At 55.7% G+C, this 12,180-nt stretch carries 12 protein-coding genes and 1 tRNA gene; 11 read left to right on the forward strand and 2 right to left on the reverse strand.

The window, feature by feature from the left end:
* Positions 1-71: 71 nt before the first annotated feature.
* The 5 genes from JSS95_03775 (at position 72) to JSS95_03795 (ending at position 5,133) form a co-directional block, all read left to right on the forward strand.
* Positions 72-830, forward strand: a complete 759-nt coding sequence (locus JSS95_03775) for a hypothetical protein (protein MBS1798924.1) — start codon at positions 72-74, stop codon at positions 828-830.
* A gap of 162 nt (positions 831-992) precedes the next feature.
* Positions 993-1,301 (forward strand): EthD family reductase, encoded by a 309-nt coding sequence (locus JSS95_03780; protein MBS1798925.1) that lies wholly within the window; start codon positions 993-995, stop codon positions 1,299-1,301.
* 243 nt (positions 1,302-1,544) lie between these two features.
* Entirely contained in the window at positions 1,545-2,543 is a 999-nt protein-coding gene (locus JSS95_03785) for a hypothetical protein (protein MBS1798926.1), read from the forward strand.
* Positions 2,544-2,595: 52 nt separating this feature from the next.
* A complete protein-coding gene (locus JSS95_03790) occupies positions 2,596-3,852 on the forward strand; it encodes an MFS transporter (protein MBS1798927.1) in 1,257 nt (418 codons plus the stop codon).
* A gap of 72 nt (positions 3,853-3,924) precedes the next feature.
* Entirely contained in the window at positions 3,925-5,133 is a 1,209-nt protein-coding gene (locus tag JSS95_03795; protein ID MBS1798928.1) for a glycosyltransferase, read from the forward strand.
* A 24-nt stretch (positions 5,134-5,157) separates the two neighbouring features.
* Here the strand turns inward: JSS95_03795 and ispG are convergent, their stop codons facing one another.
* Positions 5,158-6,390 (reverse strand): flavodoxin-dependent (E)-4-hydroxy-3-methylbut-2-enyl-diphosphate synthase, encoded by a 1,233-nt coding sequence (gene ispG / locus JSS95_03800; protein MBS1798929.1) that lies wholly within the window; start codon positions 6,388-6,390, stop codon positions 5,158-5,160.
* Positions 6,391-6,453: 63 nt separating this feature from the next.
* Here ispG and JSS95_03805 point away from each other — a divergent pair.
* From JSS95_03805 to JSS95_03825, 5 genes are all read left to right on the forward strand, one after another.
* A tRNA-Arg gene (locus JSS95_03805) sits at positions 6,454-6,530 on the forward strand.
* Between the two features lie 635 nt (positions 6,531-7,165).
* Positions 7,166-7,423 carry a hypothetical protein gene (locus JSS95_03810; GenBank protein MBS1798930.1) on the forward strand — a complete coding sequence of 86 codons (258 nt, stop codon included), beginning with the start codon at positions 7,166-7,168 and terminating at the stop codon, positions 7,421-7,423.
* Positions 7,424-7,576: 153 nt separating this feature from the next.
* Positions 7,577-8,569, forward strand: coding sequence for a hypothetical protein (locus JSS95_03815; protein ID MBS1798931.1), 993 nt, complete (start codon positions 7,577-7,579; stop codon positions 8,567-8,569).
* Positions 8,566-9,123: a hypothetical protein gene (locus tag JSS95_03820; protein MBS1798932.1), complete on the forward strand. Its 558-nt coding sequence runs from the start codon at positions 8,566-8,568 to the stop codon at positions 9,121-9,123. The genes JSS95_03815 and JSS95_03820 overlap by 4 nt, the downstream gene beginning before the upstream one ends.
* A gap of 528 nt (positions 9,124-9,651) precedes the next feature.
* The gene (locus JSS95_03825) at positions 9,652-10,059 is read left to right on the forward strand and encodes a hypothetical protein (GenBank protein MBS1798933.1); all 408 of its coding nucleotides are present in this window, start codon (positions 9,652-9,654) and stop codon (positions 10,057-10,059) included.
* Positions 10,060-10,661: 602 nt separating this feature from the next.
* On the opposite strand, the gene JSS95_03830 is transcribed toward JSS95_03825, so the two are convergent.
* The gene (locus JSS95_03830) at positions 10,662-11,333 is read right to left on the reverse strand and encodes a DUF4145 domain-containing protein (protein ID MBS1798934.1); all 672 of its coding nucleotides are present in this window, start codon (positions 11,331-11,333) and stop codon (positions 10,662-10,664) included.
* A gap of 198 nt (positions 11,334-11,531) precedes the next feature.
* Between JSS95_03830 and JSS95_03835 the strand changes: the two genes are divergently transcribed.
* Entirely contained in the window at positions 11,532-12,098 is a 567-nt protein-coding gene (locus tag JSS95_03835) for a hypothetical protein (GenBank protein MBS1798935.1), read from the forward strand.
* Positions 12,099-12,180: the final 82 nt, after the last annotated feature.

A 12,180-nucleotide genomic window follows, 5' to 3' on the forward strand; every position in this document is an offset into this window, starting at 1 on the left:
CAGGCGAAATAGATCAGACTTACGTGCAGCCGCTCAGCAGCATCTCCAGCACGCCTCAAAGGAGATTCACGTTGACCACTGCACGCCGTCTGATCGCCGCCTCCGCTCTCTTCTTCGCCTCCGTCGCCTTCGCGCAGATCCGCTCCACGCAGAACACCCCGTACTCTGCTACTGAGAAGACAATCGTCGTCCAGACCCTCTCCGACGGCACCCATATCAAGACCGAGACGATATCGTTCTTTGCGAGAGACTCCGCAGGCCGGACGCTGCGTAAAAGCGACGTATCTTTCGGCCACGACCAGTCGATGATGCAGTCATCCATCTTTGACCCGATGACACGGACTACGATCGTCTGGACCAGCAACAGCAAGCACGCAACTCGCGTCCATATGCCCGATCCTCAATCTCGAGCTCAGGCCGGCTTCGCTGCATTGGCTTCCGGCAGCACGGTAGGCACGGTGGTCGCAGGCGGAGTTGCTTCATCTGCAATGACATCCGCTCCCCCTGGAGCACCTGCCAACACACGCCAGCGCCCCGAGCAGCATATCGAGAAGCTCGGCACTCAGAGCATTAACGGTGTTCTCTCTGAAGGTTCCAGGACCACCACGATCTATCCCATCGGATTCGCCGGCAACGACAGGCCCATCGAAGCTGTCAACGAGACATGGTTCGCAACGGATCTGCATATCCTTATTCGTGGCGTATTCACTGATCCGCGCATGGGAACACGAACCACCGAGGTCATCAGCCTCGACCGCGCCGACCCCGCCCCCCAACTCTTCCAGCCCCCCGCCGATTACGAGATCAGAGATCAGAATCCCAATCAATAGATACCCAAACGTGGCATTCCGAGCGCAGCAAAAGTCGGTCCTGCTTAAGGACTCGGCTTCAGCCGTGCCGTTAGATTCCCGGGAAAGCGGCTTTCACTGAGGTGTCTTCGGCCGAACTACGAGAGGATGCCAACCCGCCCGGCACTGCATATAATCCGTGGAATGGTCATCGTCTCTGTCCTCTATCCCAAAACCGCTGATTCGCACTTCGATCACGACTACTACCTCAAGACCCACACGCCGCTCGTCAAGTCCACATGGACGCCGACTGGTCTTGAGCGTGTCGAAATCTTCCGCGGCGTCTCCACCCCCGATGGCAGTGCGCCCGCCTACGAACTCATCGCGCACCTCGCCTTCACTTCGACCGGCCACCTTAACAAGTCGCTCGCAGCAGGTGCTGCTGTTCTCGGGGATATCGCCAACTTCACCAACGTCCAGCCCATCATTCAGGTCAATCTGCCCATCGCATGAAAAAACAGTCGGCACAAAAATAACTGTCATGTTCTGAATTGCTTACCCCTGTTTTCCACCGCGTTTTCTTGACAGGTACTGCTAACCTTAAATTAAGGACATCGCTCTTTCGAAGGCCCAGCCACCGCTGGGCTTTTTCGCTTTAAGCCTTCAATCGCAGGACCGGACAACATGCTTTTTGTGACCCCACTCGCAAGGCATGTGTTTCCAATATCTTGCGCAAAATCATACCGGGGGGGACCCATGCACGGATGCACCGAAATCGAGGACCACAAAGACACCACAGGCCGTACCCGCTGTACCCACGACAAATCCAATGGCGGGCGCTGCGGAAGCCCGGCCCTCCGTGGCGGCAACCTCTGCTACTTCCACAGCGAACATCGCGGCTCCGTCGAACAGATCCGCGAGCGCAAGGCCCGCCATCGCTCCATCACGCTCTCATCCATCCGCACACGCGAAGAGATACAGCGCGCCATCGAAGCTGTCATGCAGGCCATCGCCGCGGCAGAGATCGACTCCCGCCGTGCCGGACTCCTGCTCTACTCCCTGCAACTCGCCTCCAGCAACATCAACCAGCATCAGAACAATCACTTCAAGGCTCTGCCCAAACCCATGCAATACCTCGGCGACAATCCCCAGGAGCGCATTGCGCAAGAGAAACGCCGCGAGTCCCATTCTCATTACGGCACTGAAGAACACCCGCAGTTCGCAGCAGACGGAGGACCCATCTCTCAAACACCCGGCTATGTCTCCGTCGAACGTAAGCACAACGACGAAGCCATCCCTGACTTCACAGGCCGCCCCGGCCAATGGGAAAAACTCGACAATGGCATCGGGTCCCTGCTGCTTGAGTCCCTCGGCAAACACTACAGCAACAACCGCCCACTTTCCGCTAAACCCTCCGAGCGCTGCACCGCGCCGGAACCTCAGACCATCGTCATCGCAGCGGTGCAAGCCACAGCAACGACGCGCACGCACAGGAGAATACGGATGCCCCATCTTCGCCGCGCAACGGCTAAGGTGGGCATTCGAGCGAAGCTCGAACCGTTGTGCGGGTGTCCCATACATTCAACCCGCCCATATCTCGGGTGCCCCATTCATGACGCAGTCTTATCGCGACATGATTGGATCATTCGCGCAGTGCGCGAACCGCTTCTGGGTACGCCAGGCCTTCAGGCTTGCCTCTCTCATAACAGAGGCGGAGCTGTCTTCCACTCTGCGAAGGCAGGAGCGAAGTCCTAAGAACGAAGCGACAGATTTATCGTATGCACCTTCCGCTGCTATCCTCCCAGTGATGGCCTCCGCGACCAAACCGACGCGCTCCACGGCTGTAGTTGGAGCGACCACCGCGCTCGTCCTTCTCACCGCGCTCAACTTCGTCAACTATATCGACCGCTACATCCTGCCCGGCGTACAGGAGCAGATCAAAGGCGAGTTCCACCTCACCGATGAGCACATCGGAACCCTCACCTTCTGGTTCATGATCGCCTACATGGTCACCTCGCCCATCACGGGCTGGCTGGGCGACCGCTTCCCGCGCAAACCTATGATCGTGATCGCCGCGCTCTTCTGGAGCGGCATCAACTTCTTCACCGCTTCAGTCACGTCCTACGACTCACTCAATCTCCGCCACGCGGCCCTGGGTATCGGCGAGGCCAGCTTCGGAATCTTCGCCCCGGCCCTGCTCTCTGATTTCTACCCGGCCGAGCAGCGCAACCGCGTGCTCACCATCTTCAACATCGCCATTCCCGTCGGCGCCGCGCTCGGCTACCTCGTCGGAGGAGTCATCGGCGATAAGTACGGTTGGAGACACGCCTTCATCGTCTCCGCCATTCCCGGCGTGATCATCGCGTTGCTCATCCTGTTCTTCATGAAGGAGCCCGAGCGCGGAGCAAGCCAGCACGAAAAGGCGAAGCTGGAGAAGGAAACCGTCCTCAGCCTGGTGAGGAATAAGGCGTACCTCTGCTCCATCCTCGGCTATGCCGCCGTCACGTTCTCGCTCGGCGGAATCTCCTGGTGGATGCCGTCCTTCCTCCAGCGCGTCGCCGGACGCACGCAATCGAGTGCGGCCTACCTGATGGGGGCCGTCACCGTCGTCACCGGCCTGCTCGGGACCATCACCGGCGGTGTCATCGCGCAGCGCTGGTCGAAGAGGACGCCGAAGGCGCTTTACCTCGTCCCCGCCATCAGCGCCGCCCTCGCTGTGCCACCCGCGCTGGTCTGCTTCTTCGGCCCCCACAACCTCACCGTCCCATCGCTCGCGCTCGCCATCTTCCTCATCTTCCTCGGCACAGGCCCCGTGAACGCCGCAACGATGAACGCAGTCCGCCCCGAGGTCCGCGCCACCGCGATGGCCGGACAACTGCTCGTCATCCACGCGCTCGGCGATGCAATCTCACCTCGCATCATCGGAGCGGTCAGCGACCGCTCCACGCTCAACCTCGGCCTCGGTTCAACGCTCATCACCATGCTCGTTGCTTCCATCATCTTCTTCATCGGGTCGCGCTACGCCCCACCGCTCACCGACGAACAGCCTGCCGCTGCCGCATAATGTCTGTTTCGTCTATAAAAGTTGTCATCCCGACCGGAGCGTAGCGGAGTGGAGGGATCTGCTTTTCTGCCAATGCATATCGGAGGAATCACAATCGGCGTTGCCTGGCTCGTCGCCCTCGCCTGGCTCTGGAAAGCGATTACTGCCTGGCGCGGCCTGCCAACGATCGCGAACCTGCTAAAGCCGGAGTTCGACAAATCACCCGTTGCCAACCCGCCAATCACCGTCATCGTCCCTGCCCGCAACGAAGCCGCAGCGCTGCCGTCGTGCCTCGAATCGCTGTTCAAGCAGGACTATGCAAACCTTCAAATCGTCGCCGTTGACGACCGCTCCACCGACGCGACAGGAACCATCATCGACGAATTGGCATCGAAGAACCCCGCAAAGCTGAAAGCCCTCCACATCGCCGAACTTCCCGCCGGCTGGCTCGGAAAGACCCATGCGATGGCACTCGCCGCACGGTACGCCATCGTCGTGCATCGCCCCGACTATCTGCTCTTTACCGACGCCGACATCATCTTCGCCCCCGAAACGCTCCGCCGCTCCCTCGCGCAGGCCGAAGCCACAAACGCCGACCACTTCGTCACCTTCCCAACCCCGATCATCAAGACGCCGAGCGAAGGAGTGATCCTCGGATATCTGGGGGTGATGGGGATGTGGGCGGCGCGGCCCTGGAAGGCCAGCGATCCGAAGGCCATCCGCGACTCGATCGGTATCGGGGCCTTCAACCTTCTCAGAACCGATGCTTACCAAAAGCTCGGCGGCTTCGACGCCCTCCGCATGGAGATCCTCGAAGACCTCACGCTCGCACGCAAGGTAAAGCTCGCTCACCTCCGCCAGCGCGTCGCCACCGCTCCCGGAATGGTCAACGTGCACTGGGCGGCCGGGGCGGCGGGAGTAGTCAATGTAATGACCAAAAATCTCTTCGCCGTCTTCGGCTTTCGGCTCGAGCTTGTTCTAATCGCTTGTCTTGGGATCGCGCTCTTCTGCCTCGGTCCCGTCGTCTTCTTCGCGTTGGCTGCGACGCGCACTGCGGCTGTTCTCAGCCTGGCTGTGATCGCCGCACTCTATGTGCTCTCCTCGCGCCACTCGAAGATATCGCCTTGGTATGCGGTGCTGTTCCCGGCAGGGGCCGTGCTGTTTCTCTACTCGCTGCTTCGCTCGACTCTCACAACGCTCCGCGATGGTGGCGTGACCTGGCGCGACACCTTCTATCCGCTCAGCGAGCTTCGCAACAACGACGCTCCACACAGAGGTGCGAATTCAGGAAAGCCGGAGTGACCGTCCCCGAGGAGAACGGAGGAGCTATGCTTCGACGAGAACCTTGCCGTAGCGCTTCTCGACGTACTCGTTGAGGATCTCCTGGAACTCCTCGACGATGCGGTCTCCTTTGAGCGTGGTGAAGAGCTTGCCGTCGACATAGACGGGGGCCTTCGGCTCCTCGAAGGTTCCGGGCAGCGAGATGCCGATGTTGGCATGCTTGGACTCGCCGGGACCGTTGACGATGCAGCCCATGACGGCGAGCTTGAGCTCCTCGACGCCGGCGTACTGCTTCTTCCACTCGGGCATCTGTTCGACGAGATAGCCCTGGATGCGCTCGGCGAGTTCCTGGAAGTAGGTTGAGGTGGTGCGTCCGCAGCCGGGGCAGCTTGTGACCTGCGGCATGAAGCTGCGAATGCCGAGCGATTGAAGAATCTGCTGGCCGCAGCGGACCTCTTCCGAGCGGTCGCCTCCGGGAGTCGGTGTGAGCGAAACGCGAATGGTGTCGCCGATGCCGGAGAGAAGCAGCGGGGCGAGGCCGGCAGCGGAGGCGACGATGCCCTTCATGCCCATGCCTGCTTCAGTGAGACCGAGGTGCAGTGCGTAGTCGCAGCGACGCGCAAGCTCAGTGTAGACGTCGATGAGATCGCGAACGCCGGAGACCTTGGCGGAAAGAACAATCTGGTCGCGGCGAAGGCCATAGCGCTCGGCTGCGGCGGCATTGTCGAGCGCGGAGACGACCATCGCCTCCATCATGACGTCGCGCGCGGGAAGGGGATTGGAGGACCTGGAGTTCTCGTCCATCATCTTCGTCAGCAGAGCCTGATCGAGCGAGCCCCAGTTGACGCCGATGCGCACGGGTTTCTGGTGTTTGACCGCGACCTCGACCATAGTGCGGAAGTTGTCATCGTCCTTGCGGCCGATGGAGACGTTGCCGGGATTGATGCGGTACTTTGAGAGCGCCTTCGCGGTGTCGGGATACTTTGCGAGGAGGAGATGACCGTTGTAGTGGAAGTCGCCGATGATAGGCGTCGTCCAACCCTTTTTCGCGATGCCTTCGACGATGTAGGGGACTGCCTTGGCGGCATCGTCGTTGTTGACGGTGATGCGAACCATCTCGGAGCCAGCGCGCGCCAGGGCGGCGATCTGCTGGACGGTGCTCTCGACGTCGGCGGTGTCGGTATTGGTCATCGATTGGACGACGACCGGTGCGGTGGAACCTACATGAACGCCACCAATGTTGACCGTGACTGCACGACGTCGCTGTATCTCAGGCATAAAGTCTCCACCGTAAAGTTTACCATTCGAGGGTGGTCGAAGGGCGGGTTACACTGGGTACAAGGCCCGGTAGCTCAGTTGCATAGAGCAGCGCACTCCTAACGCGAAGGTCGCAGGTTGGACTCCTGCCCGGGCCACCACAAAACCTCTTATAAACACTGGCGATTGTTCGATAGGCTTAGTTCCTGACAATTACTTCACCTGATTGTGTGATACAGAAGTGATACAGCAAAAGCTTTTCGTCGTCGCATTGAGTTTTTTGATTGACTTTTGTGTTTTCCAGACGCTAGAGTAAGAAGAGTAAGAGGCAGGTAACCTCAGTAGAATCTGAATGTTGCACGTAAAAACTTCTTGACTTTCCTCTTTCACCCCCTTACATTTGAGACATCACAGTTAGAGGGTTGGGCAGAGTTGTCAGCTGTCTGTGAACTTAGCGCTTTAAGCACTGAATAAGGAACTAACGCAGCAAGTAACAGGCGCACTAGGGACGGCAACTAACCGCAGCAGTCAGCGGTCTGTCGAAACCAAAATGCAACCTCGTTACGGGTCAATGCCACGACCCAAATACTCAGGCCGCGCAGAGACAGCGCAGTAATCAAAGTCTCGGGATGTTGTGCTGACCTGCTGTGACAGGAGCTAGGCCATCCTTAGAACGCTGCAACACAATCCGCTAAATCCTAACGGTCTCGCTGCGGTCATCTATGATGCTCCAGCGGCGTTTCCGTCCTATCACCCAATCTGCACTATCTACCTCCCTATCTACGCAAAGGAACCAATGCACAACTCGCTCTATGTCTCAACGACCATCGACTTGATGGCCGCAGGTGAACTGCCCCCAAAACTTCTTTACTCACGCCGTGATGCTGCCCACGCGTTGTCCATTTCGCAGCGGTCTCTGGACTATCTCATAAAAACAAAGCGACTGAAGGTCCGTTATTTGGGCAAGAAGCCGATGGTTTCGTTTGAAGAACTTGAACGCTTTGCTTCACGTGACCACCGAGAACTCACCGGCAATGCTAGCCGTCTGAACTAAACCCTCTGACAATCTGACGACGGTCTTCGCGTGACAACGCAGACGCACACGTGCGACTCGTGTCCTGTTGACGACTTCTCCCACCTCATACCGAGGTCTGCCCCATTGTGCCTTTGACACGATGCAGGTCTCTCTCATCCACAAGGAACAAAATTGAATTTATTGCAAGAGTTTGAATCTGCCGTTTTCGACATTGCGGCAATGGCCACCGAAGCCATCACCGATACCACAGCAGCCGGATACGATGCTGTCATCAATGACGAGAGTGCGCCTGCTCCTCCAACACCCTTGAGCCTGAAGCCTGGAAGCTGGTTACAGGAGAGCTGCGTTCATGGTCGCTCATACTACGGACGCTGCACCAACCGAATGACCAAAGGTTGGGAACATCAAGGCGAAATCACAAAACTCGCAGAAGCTGTGCGAGACGCCTATCAATTCCGCCAGAGTCGCGCAACCATCATCCGCATTGTGGATCACCTATCGGAACAGGAGGCGTGCTTCATCGGAGCTGGAAGCGGAGGAGGCAGAAGCTCTACCCATGTGCGGCGTCATCGAAGGATCAGCCAATCGGAATTGAACATCGCCTATACGAAATACAAGTCTGGTGAAAACAGTGTCTCTGACGTGATGACCGTTTTGGAGGACTACGTCTACGCGAAAGCACGGAAAGAGTCTCGCACCTTTGACGCACGTATGCAGGGGACCGAAGAAGATTTAGTGAGTGAGTTTAAAGCATCAATCTGCCAATCCGTCATTGAACAGCGATGCAGAGGATCATTCTCCAACTACATCAATCGAGCGTGGGTGAAACGTGCAAGCACTTTCTTTAACAATTGGATGGACGAACGGGCGCTGTTTGAGTCCTCAGCGCCTGAAGATGTGGCGGAATGTGATGACGAAAACTATACCGTTCCTGCGCACGAAGTGGCTGCATTCCAGCAATGGCGAATGGATGAGCGTGATAGTGCTGCACCTGCCCCGGGTTGTGGCATAGACCAGTTGAAAGGAACACAGCGCAAGGTGGCAGAGCTGCTGCTCGCTGGGCAAAAGCAAAAAGACATCGCAACTGGTCTCCGATTGTCGCGCCATCAGGTGGCGAGAGTCGAACGGCAGATTGCAAAGAAAATCGCGGAGGCCGCTCTATGAAGAAGGTGATTTCAAGCGACCACGATGTAATAAACATTCCTATATCGCTCATCAGTGACGAAAACTTCCTCAAGCTCACAAGCAGACCAATTGATTTGCTGTTTGCCTTAGCACACAAAAAGAACGGGTCAGTGCAGAGCTTGGCTGACCGGCTAGGAATGCGCGTGGTGAATGTATATCGGGAGCGAACCCGACTGAAAGAGGCAGGCTTTATTTATCTCAAGGAGGGAAAGGCTCGTGTCTCGTTCCCCCTCGATTTCGAGATTCCGGGCACGTTCAGTCTGCCTTGCTTTCTCGTTGATGAAAGACTCTCCACAGAAGAGTGGAAGTTGATGCTTGCGCTGTATCGGGTTGCGCATGAGATGAACAGCGCAAGACTCACAATAAGGTCCAATGATCTGTGCGCATTTAGTGGGGTAAGCGTGAAGAACCTGGCACGCGTTCGTAGAGAGCTGGTCAGTAAGGGATTATTGCTGTGCTCGAAGGCGGAATACTCACTCCGAAATCCAATAACTCAAGAGGGTGTCGACCAAGTTTTCGGACTGGAAGCGTAGGGTGAAATCCTCATATGAGATACCGCATATGAGATACAAATTATCTCTGGTGAGGATTTTTGCTAAGATTCTGCCCCTCGTCCAACCGGCTAAAATCCTCATGTGAGATACGAGCACTCCAGCTCAACCTGCTTATTTATAGGTGGTTAGCTGTAAATCGTGCTTCCAGGTTTTCAAATACATCACTGGTATTGAATTGGAGCGTTGCTCAGAGGGGACGGCAGCCCTTAGGCTGTCCGGACCCCCACTGTATGAGTGCATGTAATCAAACAATGTAATCGAAAAGTTTTTTCAAAAATCAAGGTTACAAAACAGTCTTTTGGGCAGAACGCCGTAGGCAAAAGGTAGCGCGTAGCGCCCCACCCCAGTTCCCGCCGCCCCCTCCCCGTCCTGCTGCACTTTGCATAGTGTGCACGCCCTCCAAAAAATGCACAGTGTGCATCCCGTCAAAATATTTTCACTTTTTTCGACGTGCCCCCGCGCATTTTGGGTGTTTTCCGTACTACACATATAGAAAAGGTAAAAGCCATGGAGCTGATGAACCATTACGAAATCGAAAGCAGCTTGTTCCGGCTCCTGGTCGAAACGATTGTGGAGGAACAAAAGACAGTAAAGACGGACGGTGTTGAAGACCTTCTGTTCGTGTTCCGTTCCCACTTAAACAATTTGGGCAGACTGGCCGTTGGCCAGCAGCCGGATTATCTAGATTACGAAGAATTGCTTGAGGCCATCGTTACGGTAAATGAACTGATTCAAGCCTTAGCAGAAAACCATCCCATAGACGTGACCGACGATAGGACGCAGGCAGGCCGTATGTGTGCGCTGCTGATTGATGTCCGCGCTGACCTTGAGAAGACTTGCTGGGAGGTTGAGGACCGAATGCCGCAGCTACGCGCGACGCTCTCTGAGACACGGGCAGAGAAGTTCATCCACTAATCAAGTTTTGGCACAGGTTGTCCTTGCCCCTTTCGGGGTTTCCTTTTCCTGTTGCCAGCGGAAGCAGTTCGCTCGGTGGCCTGCTGCTTCCGCATTTCATCTTGACATCAGCACGCACGAATCGTTCTCTCCTGTTCGGTTTCGTGTTGTCGCTGTACGAAGGGCTATTGTTTGACATGAGCGTCCGGCAGTTAGGGCAGGTTGTAGCGTGCTATTGCGGGCTGCGCTCCCTGCCACCCTTCACAATGGACTAGTTGCGTCCACTCCACGCAATGATGGGAGCAGTCGAGGTTTCTCATATTTTCCTTGGCTGTTCCCGCCCATTTCTCACATCGAGGCCAGTACCCAGAGGCCATGCTGGGGCTGGCAAGTCGCCCACGCCTAATCAACGCAGACGCCCCGATGGTTTGATGCCGTCGTTCAGGCAGCAGGAGTTCGCCTAGGTTTTCCCTGCTGCCTCTCTTTCGGCTGCTGCCCTAACATTGCCGCCGGGTCCGATTGCAGCTATCGCTGGATCTGAGACTATGGGATCGGACCAGGGTAACGACAGGGAAAATCAGTCTGGAGCGCGCACGGTGGGGTTTGGGTTTGTTCTGGGTTGCCTAAGTTAGATGTTCTTCAACGAAACGGCGCACCCAGGACAACATGTCTTCAACGTCGTTCACTTTGACCTTAGCAAACTGCCCATGATCGGCAGAGTTGCGTAGATCCGCCTCAGCAGTGATTCTCTTCTGTACGAGCTTGTCGTAAACCTCGGCTTTCGCAAGTTCCGTGTTTAACACGTTCAGATTCGACTTTGCTGGATCGTACACAATGCCGTTCTTATCGCATAGTTTGCGCAGTGTATCTTCCAGGACCGCACCAGCAACTGAAGCGGCTGGTACGTGATAACCCTGCTTGAATAGGGCATCTGCTTGTGTCAAGAAATCATCTAGCAGCTCCGCACGCACCAAAGTCCGGATTTCACTTAGTAAGCCATCCGCATAGTCTTTACTTGCGGCTTCGAGAATGCCAAGGCAGTCTACAAAGTAATAGCCGTTTAATTTGCTCTCAGGAGTTTCAGCGATAGAACGTATGTCCTTATAGTGCGTGCTAGTTCGACCACAAACACGTTCGATCAGATTGATAGCTTGTGTTCTCCATCGCTGATATTCAATTTGATTGGGGTGTGAATAATAGTTTTCACCGTCCCACCGACACTGCCGAAGAATTTGGGCCGCCTCCAATTGGAGAGCGTTGAATTGTGCTGTGATTTTCTCGTCTGTTAGAGGCATTTACCTATTATGCTCCGGTCACAGTTCATGATCTCTTGGCAAGACGAACAACGCAACGCAGGCGTAGGGGGCCTTTAAAACCTCCAAAGTCGACCCAGTTTGACTCAGCCCGAGTCAGAAAAACGCATCAACTAAACAATATAAAAACTCATAATGCTATATGAACAATCATAAGTATAGATTATGTGAGGTTTTGTCATGCCCCGCCCTAGAAAAACTGTTGAACAACTCAAGCTAAGTGGCACCTATCAAGCCAATAAAGGGCGGTATGCTGCACGTTTGAATGCTAAAGAGGCTTCAAACGATTTGCATAGTGTGCACGCGACTCGCTTCCGCGCACCTCGACACTTTAGCAAAGAAGAGCGTGCGGCGCACAAAGAAATCATGACTACGTGTCCCGGTCTCATTGAGGCCGACCGTCTCTTGATTGAAATTGCAGCTGTCATTCTCGCGCGGCAACGTGCAGGCGTGGCGAAGACCAGCGAACTAAACAAACTCGCAAGTCTTCTTGAAAAGTTTCGTGCCCGTGTTGCCACAGCTTCAGCAACAACCCCGTCTGACACCACAATAACCGGCGATTACACAGATAGAAACATCATTCGATCTCAGCAACTACTCTCAGGTCAGCTCTCACGTGATGAATACATCCGTCTGGAAGAGGCCGATGCAGCACAGCTCACAGGCGACGATAAAACTTGGGCAGAGTTCTTTCGTGATGATGATCTGTTTCAATATGACAATTCGCTAAAAAAGATTCGCAGCTAACCCGCTGCAAGCAACATCAGGCGCAACCACGCCGAAACGAAATCTAACACAGCCCAGCCCTTTTACCGGCTGGGATTTTTAT

The organism is Acidobacteriota bacterium, assembly GCA_018268895.1.
GTDB lineage: Bacteria > Acidobacteriota > Terriglobia > Terriglobales > Acidobacteriaceae > Edaphobacter.

Bases quoted from the DNA above. Each gene is read 5' to 3' on its own strand.
- JSS95_03780 (MBS1798925.1), top strand. From the start codon at position 993: ATGGTCATCGTCTCTGTCCTCTATCCCAAAACCGCTGATTCGCACTTC.
- JSS95_03785 (MBS1798926.1), top strand. From the start codon at position 1,545: ATGCACGGATGCACCGAAATCGAGGACCACAAAGACACCACAGGCCGT.
- JSS95_03790 (MBS1798927.1), top strand. From the start codon at position 2,596: ATGGCCTCCGCGACCAAACCGACGCGCTCCACGGCTGTAGTTGGAGCG.
- JSS95_03795 (MBS1798928.1), top strand. From the start codon at position 3,925: ATGCATATCGGAGGAATCACAATCGGCGTTGCCTGGCTCGTCGCCCTC.
- ispG (MBS1798929.1), bottom strand. From the start codon at position 6,390: ATGCCTGAGATACAGCGACGTCGTGCAGTCACGGTCAACATTGGTGGC.
- JSS95_03810 (MBS1798930.1), top strand. From the start codon at position 7,166: ATGCACAACTCGCTCTATGTCTCAACGACCATCGACTTGATGGCCGCA.
- JSS95_03820 (MBS1798932.1), top strand. From the start codon at position 8,566: ATGAAGAAGGTGATTTCAAGCGACCACGATGTAATAAACATTCCTATA.
- JSS95_03825 (MBS1798933.1), top strand. From the start codon at position 9,652: ATGGAGCTGATGAACCATTACGAAATCGAAAGCAGCTTGTTCCGGCTC.
- JSS95_03830 (MBS1798934.1), bottom strand. From the start codon at position 11,333: ATGCCTCTAACAGACGAGAAAATCACAGCACAATTCAACGCTCTCCAA.
- JSS95_03835 (MBS1798935.1), top strand. From the start codon at position 11,532: ATGCCCCGCCCTAGAAAAACTGTTGAACAACTCAAGCTAAGTGGCACC.